This is a genomic window from Hamadaea sp. (assembly GCF_013362815.1).
Taxonomy (GTDB): Bacteria; Actinomycetota; Actinomycetes; order Mycobacteriales; family Micromonosporaceae; genus Hamadaea.
The window spans coordinates 16,261-33,835 of the sequence record NZ_JABFVK010000061.1; the positions used below are offsets into that span (position 1 = coordinate 16,261).

14 protein-coding genes are annotated in these 17,575 nt (G+C 68.4%); 12 read left to right on the forward strand and 2 right to left on the reverse strand.

The window, feature by feature from the left end:
* The first annotated feature begins 144 nt into the window (after nt 1-144).
* The 9 genes from HOV77_RS25895 to HOV77_RS25935 all read left to right on the forward strand — a co-directional run bounded on the left by HOV77_RS25895 (nt 145) and on the right by HOV77_RS25935 (nt 12,349).
* The gene (locus HOV77_RS25895; RefSeq protein ID WP_290866026.1) at nt 145-1,839 is read left to right on the forward strand and encodes an extracellular solute-binding protein; all 1,695 of its coding nucleotides are present in this window, start codon (nt 145-147) and stop codon (nt 1,837-1,839) included.
* An 87-nt stretch (nt 1,840-1,926) separates the two neighbouring features.
* On the forward strand, nt 1,927-2,916 hold the full coding sequence (locus HOV77_RS25900; RefSeq protein ID WP_290866028.1) for an ABC transporter permease subunit: 990 nt from the start codon (nt 1,927-1,929) through the stop codon (nt 2,914-2,916).
* Nucleotides 2,913-3,848, forward strand: a complete 936-nt coding sequence (locus HOV77_RS25905) for a carbohydrate ABC transporter permease (protein WP_290866030.1) — start codon at nt 2,913-2,915, stop codon at nt 3,846-3,848. Before HOV77_RS25900 ends, HOV77_RS25905 begins: the two co-directional genes overlap by 4 nt.
* 68 nt (nt 3,849-3,916) lie before the next feature.
* On the forward strand, nt 3,917-6,229 hold the full coding sequence (locus HOV77_RS25910) for a TIM-barrel domain-containing protein (RefSeq protein ID WP_290866032.1): 2,313 nt from the start codon (nt 3,917-3,919) through the stop codon (nt 6,227-6,229).
* A 4-nt stretch (nt 6,230-6,233) separates the two neighbouring features.
* On the forward strand, nt 6,234-7,397 hold the full coding sequence (gene xylA / locus HOV77_RS25915; RefSeq protein WP_290866034.1) for a xylose isomerase: 1,164 nt from the start codon (nt 6,234-6,236) through the stop codon (nt 7,395-7,397).
* Nucleotides 7,394-8,758, forward strand: a complete 1,365-nt coding sequence (xylB, locus tag HOV77_RS25920) for a xylulokinase (RefSeq protein WP_290866036.1) — start codon at nt 7,394-7,396, stop codon at nt 8,756-8,758. Before xylA ends, xylB begins: the two co-directional genes overlap by 4 nt.
* On the forward strand, nt 8,758-9,732 hold the full coding sequence (locus HOV77_RS25925) for an acetylxylan esterase (RefSeq protein ID WP_290866038.1): 975 nt from the start codon (nt 8,758-8,760) through the stop codon (nt 9,730-9,732). Before xylB ends, HOV77_RS25925 begins: the two co-directional genes overlap by 1 nt.
* The gene (locus tag HOV77_RS25930) at nt 9,716-11,284 is read left to right on the forward strand and encodes a beta-galactosidase (protein ID WP_290866040.1); all 1,569 of its coding nucleotides are present in this window, start codon (nt 9,716-9,718) and stop codon (nt 11,282-11,284) included. The genes HOV77_RS25925 and HOV77_RS25930 overlap by 17 nt, the downstream gene beginning before the upstream one ends.
* Nucleotides 11,285-11,491: 207 nt before the next feature.
* A complete protein-coding gene (locus tag HOV77_RS25935; protein WP_290866042.1) occupies nt 11,492-12,349 on the forward strand; it encodes a DUF559 domain-containing protein in 858 nt (285 codons plus the stop codon).
* A gap of 66 nt (nt 12,350-12,415) precedes the next feature.
* On the opposite strand, the gene HOV77_RS25940 is transcribed toward HOV77_RS25935, so the two are convergent.
* Nucleotides 12,416-13,369 (reverse strand): hypothetical protein, encoded by a 954-nt coding sequence (locus tag HOV77_RS25940; RefSeq protein WP_290866135.1) that lies wholly within the window; start codon nt 13,367-13,369, stop codon nt 12,416-12,418.
* Between the two features lie 129 nt (nt 13,370-13,498).
* Complete coding sequence (gene hisN / locus HOV77_RS25945; protein ID WP_290866044.1) at nt 13,499-14,302, reverse strand: histidinol-phosphatase; 804 nt, start codon at nt 14,300-14,302, stop codon at nt 13,499-13,501.
* Nucleotides 14,303-14,354: 52 nt separating this feature from the next.
* Between hisN and HOV77_RS25950 the strand changes: the two genes are divergently transcribed.
* Genes HOV77_RS25950 through HOV77_RS25960 form a run of 3 tightly spaced genes read left to right on the forward strand, consistent with a single transcriptional unit; the run spans nt 14,355 to nt 17,487 of the window.
* Complete coding sequence (locus HOV77_RS25950) at nt 14,355-15,359, forward strand: histidine kinase (protein WP_290866046.1); 1,005 nt, start codon at nt 14,355-14,357, stop codon at nt 15,357-15,359.
* The gene (locus tag HOV77_RS25955) at nt 15,356-16,006 is read left to right on the forward strand and encodes a response regulator transcription factor (protein ID WP_290866048.1); all 651 of its coding nucleotides are present in this window, start codon (nt 15,356-15,358) and stop codon (nt 16,004-16,006) included. Before HOV77_RS25950 ends, HOV77_RS25955 begins: the two co-directional genes overlap by 4 nt.
* A 56-nt stretch (nt 16,007-16,062) precedes the next feature.
* Nucleotides 16,063-17,487: a hypothetical protein gene (locus tag HOV77_RS25960; RefSeq protein ID WP_290866050.1), complete on the forward strand. Its 1,425-nt coding sequence runs from the start codon at nt 16,063-16,065 to the stop codon at nt 17,485-17,487.
* Nucleotides 17,488-17,575 lie beyond the last annotated feature (88 nt).

The following is a 17,575-nucleotide window of genomic DNA, read 5'->3' on the forward strand; positions in this document are numbered from 1 at the left end:
CGGCTCGAAGTAACAGCCTGGAAACGGCGCTTGTGGCGGTGGTCACCCGTCGGCTAATTTGTTTAGTCGGTAGACCAACTAACTGTACCGCACAACCCCCCGCATCCCATACCCTCTACCCCCTCCACACGAAGGGAGTGTGCCGTGCAAGACCCCCTCAAGGGCGCGGCCACGAACCGCCGTCAGTTCCTGTCGCTCGCGGGTCTCGGCGTGCTGTCCGTCGCCGGTGTCGGCGGGCTCGCCGGCTGCACCGACAAGAAGGCCAACGGACCGGGCACCACCAGCCAGAGCGATCTCAGCAAGATCCTGCCGAACTACATCCCGAACACCGCCGTCAAGCCGGACATGCCGGCCGTCGTCGGCGCCAACGGCGCCGTGTCCGACCCGGTCTTCCTGCGGTACCCGGACTCCCCGGTCAAGACCGTCGCGGCCATTCCCGGCAAGGGTGGCAGCTACACCACGATGACCCCGCTCTGGGGCGCGATCCCGCCGTCGGACGGCAACTCCTACTACGACGCCGTGAACAAGGCGCTCGGCGTCACGCTGAAGATCCAGCCGTCGGACGGCACGAACTACGGCAACGCGCTGCCCGCGCTGTTCGCCGCGGACAAGCTACCCGACTGGATCCAGATCCCGGGCTGGAACACCTCGACGCTCAACTTCGGCCAGGGCGTGAGCAAGTTCGCCGACCTGACGCCGTACCTGGCGGGCGACAAGATCAAGGACTACCCGAACCTCGCCAACATCCCCACCGGCGCGTGGCAGGCGGGCGTGTGGAACGGCAAGCTCTACGGCCTGCCGGTCTACCCGGGCGGCGCGATCATCTCCGGCACCTACTTCTACCGCCGGGACATCTTCGAGAAGCTGAACATCAGCCCCGACAGCATCAAGACGCCGGACGACCTCGCCGCCCTGGGAGCGCAGCTGACCAGCGCGTCGGCCGGCCAGTGGGCCTTCGACGACCTCTTCGGTGACGACGCCAACTACGTGTCGCAGCTGTTCCACTTCCCGCAGAAGTGGGGCATCGACTCCAGCGGCAAGCTCTTCCACAAATACGAGAGCCAGGAGATCATCGAGGCGCTCAACTGGTACCAGAAGATCGTCAAGGCCGGCCACGTCCACCCGGACGCGATCGCGGGCAACAACCAGAACGGCAAGCAGCGCTTCTGGAGTGGCAAGGTCTGCATCACCGCCGACGGCACCGGCGCGTGGAACGGTGACGACGCCAAGTCCGGCACCGCCGCGAACCCGAGCTACCGTCGGGCCGCCTTCAAGCTCATGTCCTCGAAGGGCACGCCGACAGTCGAGATCGGTCCGGGCGCGGGCATGTTCGGCTACCTCAACGCCAAGCTCTCCGAGGACAAGATCAAGGAGCTGCTGAAGGTCGCCGACTACATCGCCGCGCCGTACGGCTCGGCCGAGTGGCTCGTGGTCAACTTCGGCGCCGAGGGTGACACCTACACGATGAAGGACGGCAACCCGGCGCTCACCGAGAAGGGCGCCAAGGAGGTCGCGACGACCTTCCAATTCCTGGTCACGCCGTCCAACCAGACCACGGTCCAGCAGGGCTTCCCCGACGTCGCCAAGGACTACGGCACCTGGCAGGCAGAGATGGTCAAGTACGCCGTCAAGCCGGCCTTCTACGCCATGAACGTCACCGAGCCGTCGCAGTACTCCTCGATCGGCAAGGCCGTCCAGGACATGATCCAGGACGTCAAGTTCGGCCGGAAGTCGGTCGCCGACTACCAGGAGACCGTCAAGTCGTGGAAGTCGCAGGGCGGCGACGCGCTGCGGGCGTTCTACGAGGACATCCGGAACAAGTACGGCACCGGTCAGTGATCTGCCGCCCGGGTGCCGCCGCGAGCGGCGGGACCCGGGCCTTCGGCTGAACAGCGCTGAACAATCCAGCATCGAAGGAGTACGACGGTGGCAGCGATCGACGACGGTGTGGCGGCACCGCCCGCCCTGTCCTCGCAGCCGAGCGCCAAGGCGGCGAGCGGCGGCCGGGGACTGAACTGGTGGGGGAGGCTGAAGCGCGACCGAAGCTTGGTCATCATGACGTTGCCAGCCGTCATTCTGCTGGCCGTCTTCAGCTACGGCCCGATGTTCGGCCTCATCACGGCGTTCCAGGCGTATGACATCTACAACGGCGTGGCGGGCAGCCCGTTCGTCGGGTTCGATCAGTTCCAGCGACTGTTCAGCGATCCGCTGTTCTGGCACGCGCTGGAGAACACCCTGGTGCTGAGCGCCGTCCAGCTGGTCCTGTACTTCCCCATTCCCATCGTGCTGGCGTTGCTCCTCAACTCCATCATGAGCAGCAAGGTCCGCTCGTTCGTCCAGGCGATCGTCTACCTGCCGCACTTCTTCGGCTGGGTCCTCGTCGTCGTCGTCTTCCAGGAGATGCTGGGCGGAGCGGGCGCGCTCAACATGTTCCTGCGTCAGCACGACATGGCGACCTGGAACATCATGACCAACCCGGACACCTTCAAATACCTGGTCACTGCGCAGGCGGTGTGGAAGGAAGCCGGCTGGGGCATCGTCGTCTTCCTCGCCGCGCTCGCCGCCATCGACTCAAGCCTCTACGAGGCGGCGGCGGCCGACGGAGCGAATCGGTGGCGACGGCTCTGGCACATCACGCTGCCAGGTATGCGCGGCGTCATCGTCCTGCTGCTGGTGCTGCGACTGGGCAATGCGCTGTCGATCGGCTTCGAGCAGTTCATCCTGCAACGGCTGGCCGTCGGGCGGGACGCGGCCGAGGTGCTCGACACCTTCGCCTACAACTACGGACTGGTCGGCAACAACATCAGCTACGGCACCGCAGCCGGCCTGTTCAAGGGCATCGTCTCGGTCGCTCTGCTCCTGGCGGCCAACAAGGTCGCGCACAAGTTCGGCGAGGATGGGTTCTACCGGCGATGACTACTACGACACTGCCCCGCAATCGGCGTACCTCCAACCGGCCGCCCTGGGAGGAGAAGCCGACCGCCCTCGGCCAGGGTGCGAAGACACTGATCATCACGATCGTCCTCGCCGTCATCGCGGTGCCGATCTATTCGGTCGTGCTCACCAGCTTCTCGACGCAGGCCAGCATCAACCGGGCCGGCGGCCTCGTCATGATCCCGGACGAGCTGACGACGCAGGCGTACAAGGAGATCTTCAGCAACCAGCTGATCGTGCACTCCCTGTTGGTCAGCCTGACGATCACCGTCCTCGGCACCGCCCTGTCCATGGTGGTCAGCGTGCTCGCGGCGTACGGGTTGTCCCGGTCGCGATCGTTCGCCCACCGCCCAATCCTCATGTTCATGATCGTCACGATGTTCTTCGGCGGCGGCCTGGTCCCGACCTTCCTGGTCGTAGCGGGTCTCGGCGGTTATGACAACTACTGGTCGCAGATCCTCCCGGGTGCGGTCGCGGTGTTCAACATTCTCGTCCTGCGGTCCTTCTTCAGCAGCACGTCGCCCGAGCTGATCGACGCGGCGAAGATCGACGGCGCGGGGGACTGGCGCATCCTGTGGTCCATCGTGCTGCCCACCTCCAAGGCCGTCCTCGCGGTGATCACCCTGTTCTACGCGGTTGGCTACTGGAACAACTTCTTCGCCGCCCAGCTCTACCTGCCCGACAACGGCATGTGGCCGCTGCCGCAGGTGGTCAACACCTATGTCCTGCAGGGCAACTCGATGCCGGGCTCCGGCATCACCAACACCGGGCAGTACTTCGGCCATCAGCAGGTCTCCCCGCTGACGATCCAGATGGCGGTGGTGACGCTGACCCTGCTGCCGATCCTGATCGTCTACCCGTTCGTCCAGAAGCACTTCACCAAGGGCGTCATGATCGGCGCGGTCAAGGGCTGACACGCCGGCTGTCAGAACCGTGCCGAAGTCCGTTGACATTTTGTTTAGTCGAAAGAGAAACTAATTCCATGCCTTTCCGTCCGCCCCTGGTGGCACACGAATACTTCAGCGCCGACCCGCCGGAGCTGCCCCGCCGACGGCACGGGGACGGCGGGCCGCAGGAGATCACCCACGCCGAGCTGATGGCGACCGACCCCAACGGCATCAGCGTCAAAGCACACGCCACCTCGGGGGACCTGCTCACCGCACAGGTCACCGCGGCCGGTGAAGGCATCATCCGCGTACGCCTCTCGACCGACCCGGCAGCGCGTACGCGCAGCGCCCGGGTGCTGCCGTTGACCCACCCGGATCTCGGCTACTCCGCCGACGTGCAGGTGGCCGACGGCGTGATCCGGATCGTCGCCGGTTCGATCACCGCCGAGGTGACGCTGGAGCCCTGGGGCATCCGGTTCCTCGAGACCGGGACCGGCCGGGTTCTCACCCGGACAGCGCCCGGTGTCGTCGACATCTCCGGGCGGATGCGTACCGCACCGTTCGGTCTGTCGACAGTGGACGGCGGCGTGGTGGCGTACCACGAGACCTTCGTGTTGCCCGCGGACGAGGTCCTCGTCGGCACCGGCGAGCGGTTCCTGCCGCTGGACCTGCGCGGTCAACGCCCGGTGATCTGGAACTTCGACGCGTTCGGCAGCGAGGGCGACCGCGCCTACAAGAACGTGCCGTTCTACCAGTCCAGCCGCGGCTACGGTGTCGTCGTCGACTCCGGTATGCCGATCGAGTTCGACTTCGGCGCGAGTACGCAGAGCGTCGTGCAGATCGTGGTGCCGGACGACCTCATCGACTACTACGTCCTCGCCGGCCCGACGCCGACCGAGGTGCTGACCCGGTACGACCGGTTGACCTGCCGTCCGGTGACGCCGCCGAAATGGGCCTTCGGCTCGTGGATCTCCTCGGGCTTCTTCGTGGACACCCAGGAGCACGTCCTGCAGCGCGCGCGGACGATCCGGGAACACGGCATCCCTTGTGACGTCATGCATCTGGACACCTACTGGCAGCCCGACGGGAAGTGGTCGGAGCTGCGGTGGGATCCGGTGACCTTCCCGGACCCGGATGCGATGCTCGCCGAACTGGCCGCGCAGAACTTCAAGGTCTGCCTCTGGATGAACTCCTACATCAGCGTCAACTCCGACCGGTTCACCGAGGCGGCGGAGAAGGGGTACCTGCTCAAGCGGCCGGACGGGACGGCGTACGTGGCCGACTCGTGGCACGGATCGTTCCCCGAGTGCGGCATCGTCGACTTCACCAACCCGGACGCCACGACCTGGTTCCAGGACCTGCTGCGACCGCTGGCCCGGCAAGGCGTACAGGTCTTCAAGACCGACTTCGCCGAGGGCGTCCCCGCCGACGCCGTGGCGTACAACGGGATGACCGGCACCGAGCTGCACAACGTGTATTCGCTGCTCTTCAACGACGCCGTCAGCGCGGTCACCCGGGAGGTGCACGGGCACTCGATGATCTGGGGCCGCTCGTCGTACCTGGGTGGGCAGCGGCACGCGGCGCAGTGGGGCGGCGACACGATGTGCTCCTATCCGGCGCTGGCCAGCTCCATGAACGGCGGTCTCGCGCACGGTCTGTCCGGCGTGCCGTTCTGGTCGCACGACACGGGCGGTTTCTCCGGTACGCCCACCGACGACCTGTTTCTCCGCTGGGCCCAGTTCGGCGCGCTCTCGCCCCTGCTGCGCTTCCACGGCACCACGACTCGGGAGCCGTGGCGGTTTCCGGCGGTCGAGGGGCAGGTCATCGAGGCGCTCAAACTGCGCTATCGGCTGCTGCCGTACCTCTACTCGCAGGCACTGCGCTCGGGCGAGACCGGCGAACCGATCATGCGCCCGCTGATGGTGGATTCGCCGGAGGACCCGCTGGCCTGGCGGGCCGAACATGAGTACCGCCTGGGCCCGGATCTCCTGGTGGCCCCGGTGATCAGCGAGGAGCAGGAGCGGCACGTGTACCTGCCGGCCGGCGAGTGGGCCGATTGGTGGAACGGCGAGCTGGTGACTGGGCCGACTTCGGTTCACGTGAGCCCGGCCCCGCACCAGATTCCGCTGTACGCCCGGGTCGGCGCGCTCCTTCCGACGACTGCGACGGCGGAGTCGATCCCCGACGGGCCGTGGAAGTCGATCACGATTCTGAGCGTGGGAGGGTTGAGCGGAACCACCGAGATCCGCGACGATGACGGGGTCACTTCGGTCACCGCGGTACGTGAGGACGCCACGTTCACGGTCACCACGAGCGGCCCCGCCCGGATCGACCGGGTGGAGTTCGTTCAGGTGGCCGGCTACGCCGTGCCTGGCGTAGTCGTCCTCAACGGCACAGTGCAGGAGTAGACGCATGTCCCAGATCCAGTTCACCTTCGGCCTTTGGACCGTCGGCTGGCCGGCCCGCGACCCGTTCGGCGACGCCACCCGGCCTGATCTCGACCCGATCGAGAGCATCCACAAGCTGGCCGAGCTCGGCGCGGCCGGGGTCAGCTTCCACGACGACGACGTGATCCCGTTCGGCAGCTCCACCGCCGAGCGTGAGCGGCACATCGAGCGGCTGCGGAAGGCCCTCGCCGAGACGGGCATGTTCGTCTCGCACGCGACCACCAACCTGTTCACCCATCCGGTGTTCAAGGAAGGCGGCCTGACCGCCAACGACCGGTCGGTACGCCGTTTCGCGCTGCGCAAGGTGATCCGCAACGTCGACCTCGCGGCCTCGCTCGGCGCGCGTACCTATGTCCTGTGGGGCGGCCGGGAAGGCGCGGAGTCGGATGCCGCCAAGGACATCCGGGCCGCCCTCGACCGCTACAAGGAGGGCATGGACCTGCTCACCTCGTACGTGATCGAGCAGGGCTACGACATCCGGTTCGCCATCGAGCCCAAGCCGAACGAGCCGCGAGGTGACATCCTGCTGCCGACGCTCGGGCACGCGCTGGCGTTCATCAACGACCTGGAGCACCCCGAGCGGGTGGGCGTCAACCCCGAGACCGGGCACGAGCAGATGGCCGGGCTCAACTTCACGCACGGCATCGCCCAGGCCCTGTGGCACGGCAAGCTGTACCACATCGACCTCAACGGCCAGCGCGGGATCAAGTACGACCAGGACCTGATCTTCGGCCACGGCGACCTGCTCAACGCCTTCTCGCTCGTGGATCTGCTCGAGTTCGGCGGCCCCGACGGCGCTCCGGCGTGGGACGGTCCGCGGCACTTCGACTACAAGCCCGCGCGTACGGAGGACGTCGAGGGCGTGTGGGCGAGCGCTGCGGCCAACATGAAGACCTACACGCTGCTGCGCGACCGGGCCGCAGCATTCCGGGCCGACCCGGCGGTGCAGGAAGCCCTCGCGAACGCGCGGGTGAACGAGCTGAACACGCCGACGCTGGGCGCAGGGGAGACGGTCGCCGACCTCATGGCCGGCGACGCGGACTTCGATCCGGTTGCGGCCGGCGCCCGGGGTGCGAACTTCGTGCAGCTCACCCAGCTGATGGTCGAACACGTACTGGGCGCCCGATGACGTTGGTCGCCGGCGTCGACTCGTCGACGCAGTCGGTCAAGGTGGTCGTCCGCGACGCCGACACCGGTGTGCTCGTCCGGGAGGGCCGCGCGGCTCACCCGGACGGCACGGAGGTCCACCCGTCGGCCTGGCTCGACGCGCTGCACGGCGCGATCGGCCAGGCCGGCGGCCTCGACGACGTCGACGCGGTCAGCATCGCCGGGCAACAGCACGGCATGGTCTGCCTCGACGACTCCGGCGAGGTGGTCCGCCCGGCGTTGCTGTGGAACGACACCCGCTCGGCTGCGGCCGCGACGGACCTGGTCTCCGAGCTGGGGGCCAAGGCGTGGGCGGAGGCGACCGGCTCGGTGCCGGTCGCCTCGTTCACCATCACCAAGCTGCGGTGGCTGGCCACGCACGAGCCCGAGAACGCGGCCCGGGTGGCCGCCGTGTGCCTGCCGCACGACTGGCTGACCTGGAAACTCTCCGGTTCCACGGATCTCGCCGACCTGGTCACCGACCGGTCCGACGCCTCGGGCACCGGGTACTGGTCACCCCGGCTCAACGCGTACCAGATGGAACTGCTGGAACACGGCTTCGGACGGAGCGTGATCGTCCCGCGGGTCCTGGGGCCCACGGACCGGGTAGGCCGTTTCGGTGCGGGCGCGGGCGACAATGCCGGGGCCGCGCTGGGCCTGGACGCGCAGCCGGGCGACGTGGTGGTGTCGATCGGCACGTCGGGCACGGTATTCGGAGTGTCCACTGTGGCCGCTAGTGACGAATCGGGCATCGTGGCCGGTTTCGCCGACGCGACCGGTCACTACCTACCGCTGGTGTGCACGCTCAACGCCGCGCGGGTGCTCGACGCGACCGCCTCCTTGCTGGGCGTTTCCCACGCCCAACTGGCTTCGCTCGCGCTGTCGACGTCGTCTGACGGGCTCGTGCTCGTGCCGTATCTGGAGGGCGAGCGCACCCCCAACCGTCCAGATGCGACCGGCTCGCTGCACGGCCTCACCCTGGGCACATCCACGTCCGCGCATATCGCGCGGGCCGCGGTGGAGGGCTTGCTCTGCGGGCTCGCCGACGGTCTCGACGCCCTCGCGGCGCAAGGTCTGGCCGTGCGGCGCGTCCTGCTCATCGGCGGTGCCGCTCGCAATCAGGCGGTACGCGAAATCGCACCGGCCGTCTTCGGTCGGCCGGTAGCGGTGCCCTCAGCCGGCGAATATGTTGCCGACGGTGCGGCGCGACAGGCGGCGTGGGCCCTGACCGGGCAGCGTCCAACCTGGACCGACTCCGGCGTCGAAGTGTTCGAGGCCGATCCCGACCCCTCCGTCCGGGCCCGGTACGCCGAGGCCCGGGACCTCACCCTGGAGCGCATCTAGTGGCCTTCTTCGACCTGTCTCTCGAATCCTTGCGGGACTACCGTCCCGACGTCGCCGAGCCCGCCGACTTCGACGAGTTCTGGGCGGCGACCTTGAAGGAAGCGCGCGCCTTCGACCTGGATCCGGTGTTCGAGCAGGTCGAGACCGGGCTGACCATGGTCACCTCGTACGACGTGACCTTCCGGGGCTGGGGCGGCCACCCGATCAAGGCGTGGCTGACCGTGCCTCGCTTCGGCGACGGGCCGTTCCCGATCGTCGTGCAGTACCAGGGGTACAACGGCGGACGCGGCATCCCGCAACAGCAGATCGGCTGGCCGAACTACGGGTACGCCCATCTGATGATGGACACCCGGGGGCAGGGCAGCGGCTGGCTGATCGGGCATACGCCGGATCCGGTGGGCTCGGGGCCGCAGCACGCCGGCTTCATGACTCGCGGTATCACCGACCCGGCGGAGTACTACTACCGCCGGGTCTACACCGACGCCGTACGCGCGATCGAAACCGCTCGGGTGGCTCCCGGTGTCGACGGCACCCGGGTGGCCGTCGGTGGGGGCAGCCAGGGCGGCGGCATCACGATCGCGGCGGCGGGACTCGTCGGTGGCCTGGTGGGCGCGTTGCCGGACGTGCCGTTCCTATGCCACTTCGAGCGGGCGATCGGGCTCACCGACGCCGACCCGTACGCCGAGATCGCGCGCTATCTCACGGTGCACCGCCGGAACGAGGAACAGGTCTACCGGACACTGTCCTACTTCGACGGAGTGAACCTCGCCCGGCGGGCCACCGCTCCGGCGTTGTTCTCCACCGCGCTGATGGACCAGATCTGCCCGCCGTCGACGGTGTACGCCGCCTACAACGCGTGGAACTCGGCCGACAAGGACATCCGGGTCTACCGGTTCAACGGGCACGAGGGCGGCAGCTACGACCAGTCCGTCGAGCACGCTACCTGGCTGGGCTCCCGTGTACTTCGGGGGTGATTACAACCCGGAGCAGTGGCCCGCTTCGGTATGGGCTTCTGACTTCTCGTTGATGCGGGAAGCGTCGGTCAACCTCGTCACGGTCGGGGTGTTCTCGTGGTCACGCCTGCAACCCACGCCGGACACCTTCGACTTCGGTTGGCTGGACGAGGTCCTGGACGGGCTGCACGAGGCGGGGATCGGGGTGTGCCTGGCCACCCCGACCGCCTCACCCCCGCCCTGGTTCACCCGCCGTTACCCGGATTCGATGCCCGTCACGCGGGAAGGCGTACGCCTCACGCACGGGTCGCGGGACACCTATTGCGTCAATGCTCCGGCGTACCGGGCGGCCAGTGTGCGTATCGCGTCGGAGCTGGCCGCCCGCTACGGCACGCATCCGGCGCTCCGCCTCTGGCACGTGCACAACGAGTACGGCACCTGGTGCTTCTGCTCGCACTGCGCGCTGGAGTTCCGGGCTTGGCTGCGTACGCGTTATTCCACTGTGGATGTCCTGAACGACGCGTGGAGCACCGACTTCTGGTCGCAGCGGTACGCCGAATGGGACGAGATCGTCCCACCCCGCGCCACGCAGTACCTCCGGAACCCGGCGCAGGAACTGGACTATCGCCGGTTCATGTCCGACTCCTTCCTCCGCCATTTCCTGGAGCAGAAGGCTGTGTTGGCGGGAGCTCCGGTCACCACGAACTTCGTCCTCGGCGACTGGGTGCCGGTCGACCACGCCCGTTGGTCGTCCTTCGTGGACTTGGTGGCGATCGACGACTACCCGCCGGACCTCGCCGGTCGAGCCTTCTCCGCCGACAAGGCCCGGGGCTGGGCGCTCGCCGCCGGCCATCCCGCCGGACGGTGGCTTCTCATGGAGCACGCGCCGGGCTACTCGCACACTTCTTCCGGCTTGCGGCGCTCCACCGAGTCGCTGTCCTCCGTGGCTTCGGTGTATCTCGACCGGGGAGCCGTCGGGATCATGTACTTCCAATGGCGGGCCTCCCGGGGTGGGGCCGAGCAGTGGCATCCGGCCCTGGTCGGCTTCTCCTCCCCGGTCTTCGCCGAGGCTTGCTCCCTCGGCGCTTCGCTGGCCTCACGCTCGCCCGCCGACGTTTCCGCGGACGTGGCGGTGGTCTACGACGAGGAGAGCATGTGGGCCTGGCAGAGCCCTCACCTGCCCACCCGCGTCGACTACACCTCGCTCGTGCAGTCCTGGCATGCTTCGCTAGCTGCTCGCGGTCCCGTCGACGTCATCCCCGTCGGCGCTCCTTTGGGGGGTTATCGGCTGCTCGTCGTGCCGGCGTTGTACCTGATGTCCGCTTCGGCGCACGAGTGGCTGCGGTCCTACTCAGGTCAGCTCGTGATCACTGCTGGGACCGGGTTGGTCGACGAGCATCTTCGGATGACGCCTGATTCGCTGGCCGACCTCATCGGCGCTTCGGTCGTCGAACGGGACTTCTCGCCTTGGCTCGACACCCTTGCTCCGCTGGCGGCGGGGGCTCGCGAGGGCGTCACCTATCTCCCGACGCTGGACGTCGTCGACCTTGAACAGTTGACCTTGAACAGTTGACCTTGGAGAGTGGATCTAGGCGAGAAAGGGCTGCCCTGACCGCCATTTCTCGCCTAGATCGACTCGCGTCATCCACAGCCCCTCCCGATCAAGCGGCTTGCGGAGGACGCTGACGCGGTGCGGATTCCGGATGAGCAGGCTGGGTCGCTCGATTGGCTACTTTTCGACCAATGCGGCGTGATCACGACCGCTCAAGCGAGCCGCCTCATGACGCGCGCGCATCTGCGCCACCTGCTGGACGCGAAGCAATGGCGTCGGCTGTGCCACGGCGTACTGGTGAGTCATCGTGATCTGCTGGCTGAGGAGGCCGTCTGGTGGGCTGCGGTCTTGGCGGCCGGGCCGGAGGCGTACCTCGCGGGTATGGCTGCTGCCCGCGCGGGCGGGTTGCGCGGCTCATGGCGGCGACGCCAGATCGTGGACGTTCTGCGGCCTGGGACCAGCAGCGTGCCTCGCCTCCTGAAGCGGCTCCCGCTGGAGATGCCGGCGGTGAAGGTCCACCGCACCACACGGCTGCCGATCGAAGATCGCCAGGTCGGCCGGCCGCCCCGGACGAGCATGGCCCGGTCGCTGCTAGACGCGGCGGTGTGGGCGCTGAGCGACGAGGACGCCGTGTCGATCCTGGCCGCCGGATGCCAGCAACGACTCGTCCTCCCCGCTGAGGTACGCGCAGTCGCCGCCCGCTTTCCGCACTGCCGCCGGCACGCGCTGATCGTCGCGACGCTGGATCTGGCCGAGCTGGGCGCGACGAGCCCGGCCGAGATCGGGTTCCTCGAGCTGTGCCGACGGCATCGGCTACCCGAGCCGCAGCTCCAGGTGAAGCGACGCGACGCGAGCGGCCGTACGCGCTACCTGGACGCGTACTTCGCGGAGTTCCAGGTGCATGTCGAGATCGACGGTGCACAGCACATGGACGTTCGGGCCTGGGCATCGGACATGCTCCGGCAGAACGATCTCTGGATCGACGGTGATCGGGTCGTTCGGATTCCCGCGTTCCTCATCCTGACAAATCCGGATGAGGTGGTACGCCAAATCACCGCCGCGTTGCGGGCCGCCGGATGGCGTTAGTTGATCTAGGCGAGAAATGGCGGCCAGGGCAACCGTTTCTCGCCTAGATCAACTCGGCGAGGTGGACTAGCGGCCGGACGATTCCGACAAAGCCGGATATTCCCGAGTGGGCAGATCCATGAGCGGCGTATGCCCGTTCACCACCGGCCGAACAGGCCGAGCAGGAGCCGGCCGATGCGGCACGACGTCCGAAGGCGCAGGGACGTCAACGGGAGCGGACGACTCGGCCTGCGGCTCGGCGTACCGGGTGAGGGCGATCACGGAGCCGAGGGTGACGAGGAAGCCGAGGGCGGCCAGCCACGTGAGGCCGGGCCGGATGCGGTCGCCGAGCAGGAGCAGGCCGACCACGGCGGCGGGGACCGCCCCGGCGGCGTCCATGGCGGCGACGGCGGCGTTGGTGGAGCCGCGCTGCATCGCCAGGCCGAGGAGCAGCTGCGCGCTCAGTGAGTGGGCGATGACGAGGTAGAGCAGCGGGCTGCTGACGAACTCGAAGACCGAGTGCGAGGACGCGAGCGGCCGGGCCGCGACGGCGGCGCAGGCGAAGCCGAGGCCGGAGAGGGCGCCGAGGGCGACGCTGCCCGGCGCGCCCTTGATGCGTACGGCGAAGAAGCCCGCGCCTGCGATGATCAAGAGAGCCAGGACGAGACTGATCTTGCCGAGCAGCCCGAGGGGCCGGGAGGGCGCCGGCTCGGCCGCCAGGACCAGGCCACCGATGCCGAGCACGAGCGCGGCCAGCAGCAGGATCTCGCTTCGCGGGAGCTGCCATTTCAGTACGACCACACCGAGCACGGCGGTCACGCCGAGGCCGGCGGCGACGCTCGCCTGCACGAGGAACAGCGGCAGATCGCGCCGGGCGACGAGGGCGAGGAAGAAGCCGAGGACTTGGCAGCCGATGCCGTAGAGGTAGATCCGGTGCCCGAGGAGCCGGACGAGCAGGCCGGGGTCGAGCGTGTGATGCATCTTCGTCCGCGAGGCGGCGATCGATTGGAGCAGGTTGGCCACGCCGTACGCGACGATCATCGCCGCGAGGAACCACCACCCTGAGGACATCACCCAGCGATGGTAAACCCCTAAGGGTCGACTCCGCCCCACTGCGCCTGGAGGATGAGCCGAATCCTGGAGACCCAGCTCACGAGGGTGACAGGACGGTCACAGCGCGCGCAGGCCGCCGGGGGTCAGCTTGCCGAGGACGTCGGTGTGAAGTTTGCCGTTCGTCGCGATCGCGCTGCCGCCGCCCGGCCCGGGACGGCCGGTCAGGTCGGTGAACGTCCCGCCGGCCTCGGTCACGATGGGGATCAGCGCGGCGATGTCCCACAGCGAGAGCTCAGGTTCGACCATGATGTCCAGCGCGCCCTCAGCCAGCAGCATGTAGCCGTAGAAGTCGCCGTACGCCCGGGACCGCCAGCACTTGCGCATGAGGTCGAGCATCGAGGCCAGCCGTCCGGTCTGCTCCCACGATTCGAGCGAGGAGTAGCAGAAGCTCGCGTCGGCGAGCCGGCTGACTCCGGACACCTTGATCGCCGAGGCCGCGGCCTGGTGGCGACCGGCGAACGCGCCCAGCCCCCGGGCGGCCCACCAGCGCCGGCCCAGGGCGGGCGCGCTGACCAGGCCGACGACCGGCTCGTCGCCCTCCATGAGCGAGATCAGCGTCGCCCAGATCGGTACGCCCCGGATGTAGTTCTTGGTGCCGTCGATCGGGTCGATGACCCACTGCCGAGCGCCGGTCGCCCCGGTCGAGCCGTACTCCTCGCCGAGGACGCCGTCGCGTGGCCGGGTACGCGCGAGGGTCGCTCGCAGCGCTTTCTCGACCGCCGTGTCGGCGTCGCTGACGGGGGTCAGGTCCGGCTTGCTCGTCACGTGCAGGTCGAGAGCCCGGAATCGGGACATTGCCAGCGAATCGGCTGTATCAGCCAACACGTGGGCGAGGGCGAGATCGTCGGCGTACCGGGCCATGCGCAGAACCTATCGGATCACGGTCGCCAACGGTGCTCTAGTCTCGCTGGCTATGCGACAGCGGTGGCTCACAGACGTCGGGCTGACCGTCGTCGTGCTGCTCGCCCAATCCGCGCCATACCTGTTCACCCAGCAGCCGCCGGACACGATATGGGTCTACTGGCCGGTTCTGCTCACGTCGCTACCGACCCTGACCAGGCGCTGGCAGCCCGGCGCCAGCCTTGCGGTCGCGGCCGTCGGCATCGCCGCCTATGCCGCCGTCGACGCCGGACCGTCGCAGCCCATCTGGTACGGCCCGTTGGTGATCTTCTACACGGTCGCCCATCAGGCGGGACGCATCGAGCGAATCCTGTGCGTCATCGGGACGGCGGTCGGCGCCCTCAGCGTCATCGGTTCGGTCAACACGGCCGTTCGCGAGCTCGCCACCTGGTCGGCCGCCTACGCGATCGGCGCCCTTGGGCGTACCAGGAAGGAAATGGCCGCGCAGGCCGAGCGGAACCGGATAGCCCGCGACCTCCACGACATCCTGGGCCACTCGCTGGCCGTGATGATCGTCCAGGCCGAGGGTGGCGCGGCGGTCGCGCGGACCGATCCGGGGCGTGCGGAGGCCGCGTTCGACGCGATCTCCGCGAGCGGGCGCGAGGCCATGGGCCAATTACGGGCCGCGGTGGGCGAGCTCCGCGAGTCGCAACCGCAGCTTGCAGACCTTCATCAGCTTGTACGCACAACGCAGCGCACCGGTCTGTCGGTCCGGTTGACCGAACGGGGACGACCGCGGCCGACGCCGGCCGAGGTGCAGGTGGCGGCCTACCGAGTGGTCCAGGAGGCCCTGACCAACGTAGTGAAGCACGCGGGTGCGACATCGGCGGAGGTCCTCGTGGACTGGACCGCCGGCCTGCGGGTGAGCGTCTCCGACGACGGGCGCGGAGCAGGCACGACGGCCGGCGGGCATGGACTGACCGGGCTACGGGAACGCGTCGGCGCGGTCGGCGGGCGGATCAGCGTCGGCGCGGGCGACCAGGGAAAGGGCTTCCGAGTGGCGGCGGTGTTCTCGTGATTCGTGTTCTGATCGCGGACGACCAGGAGTTGGTCCGGGCCGGGTTCGCAATGATCCTGTCGGCGCAGCCCGACATGGACGTCGTCGCAGAAGTGCCCGACGGCGCTGCGGCGGTGCAGGCGGTCGCCGAGCATGCGCCGGACGTTGCGCTGCTGGACATCCGGATGCCGTTGCTGGACGGCATCGAGGCGGCCCGGCGGATCTGCGCTACGTCGGCGACTCGGGTGATCATGCTTACGACGTTCGGCTCCGACGACTACGTCTTCGACGCTTTGCGGGCCGGGGCGAGCGGGTTCCTGCTCAAGGACGTACGCCGGGACGACCTGGTCCACGCCGTCCGCGTCGTCGTCGCAGGTCAGTCCCTGTTGGCTCCGGGCGTCACGCGTACGCTCATCGACGATGTCCTCCGCCGTGGGGTCAGCCGCCCCGTTCCCGGCCTCGTGGACCGGTTGACCGACCGGGAACGGGAGACGCTCGTCCACTTGGGACGGGGACTGTCCAATGCGGAGATCGCCGCTGCCATGTTCGTCAGCGAGCACACGGTGAAGACGCATGTCAGCAACGTGTTGAGCAAACTCGGGTTGCGCGACCGGGTGCAGGCGGTCATCGCGGCGTACGAGTCGGGTCTCATCACTGCGGGGGAGTAGGTCCCTCCCTCTCGTCGGCGATGTTCCGGGAGTGCGTTCTCGGAAGGCTGCTGTCCATGCGAAAGCTCCTTCCCATCCTCGCGGCTGTGACCGCCGCTGGAGTCGCCGTGCTGGTTCCCGGCATCGGCGCGTACGCCGGACCGGCGGGTCCGATCCCGCCCTATTCCGCCCCGGCCGGTCTGACCGCGACCGAGGTGTCCTTCTCGAACGGCGACACCGTCCTGCACGGTTCCGTCGTACGCCTCGCCGCTGGCCAGGCCGCCTCCGCTTCGGGTGGCTCGGTGAAGCGACCGGGCATCGTACTCGTCCACGGTTCGGGCAACGCCGTCCGGCAGCAGCTGGCGCAGGAGGCGGAGGTCTTCGCCCGAGCTGGAATCGTCACCCTCATCTACGACAAGCGGCCGGACTACAACCGCAGCCATCGCGACTACGGCGACCTCGCGAACGACGCCCTCGCCGGGGTGGCGCTGATCCGCGGCCTGCCCGACGTCGATCCCGGCAAGGTGGGCCTGTGGGGGCTCAGCGAGGGCGGCTGGGTCGCCCCGTTGGCGGCGTCACGCTCCCGCGACGTCGCCTTCCTCATCACCATCGGCGGATCCGGACTGAGCCCTGCGCGTACCCAGGCGTGGAATCTGAACAACCGGCTGGCCGGCAATGGCGTCGCGGACGGCACCGCCGGTGAGCTGATCGCCTCGGGCATGGGTCTGGCCGTGAGCCTGGACCAGTTCCCGGAGGCCAAGCACGACCCGGTCGAGGTGCTGCGGCAGATCCGGCAGCCGGTGCTGGCCATCTGGGGCGAGCGGGATCTGCTGGTGCCGCCGGCCGAGAGCGCGGAGATCTTCCGGCGGGAGCTGATCGTCAGCCCGAGCGTCAGCATCCGCATCCTGTCCGGCAGCAGCCACGCTGCGCGCGTGACGACAAACGGCTTCGACCGGGTCGGCGGTCCCACCGTCGGCGGTTTCGTGATGGGCGAGCTCAGTCCCGGGTACGCCGACCTGATGACCTCGTGGATCGCGGCCGGCTTCCCGTCCACAACGGACGCACCGCCGACTCAGCGGACCACCTCGACGGCGATCGAGCCGATCGGCATCGTGGGCTACGGCCTGTTCGTCCTGCTGCTCCTGGTGCTGCTCAGCTGGCCGGTGACGGCAGTCGTCCGGCGAATCCGTGGCCGACGTGACCGTCCGGCCGGTGCCGTACCGGCTCGACTGCTGGTGCTGACCGGGCTGGCCGCGACGCTGCTGGGGACGGCGTACGCCGTCTTCGTGGTCGCCTCCGGCGGAACCTCGGTACACGCCGCGTTCCTCGGCCAGCCGTTGGTGTGGCTGCTGGCCCGGGTCTGCCTCGCCGTCGCCCTGACCTGCGGTGTCCTGGTGGCGCCGGCGTTCCGGTCGGCGCCGTCGATTCGGCTGGGAGCCGTGCTGGCGGGGGCCGTGCTGCTAGTCCCGTACGCCCTCGGCCTGGGCCTCCTGCTCCCCTGACCTGCCCTTTCAGGCGTTGATCATGAACCTAAGGTCCGGCTGGGCGGTGTGTCGCCGCCCCGAACCTCATGATCAACGCCGCAAAGGA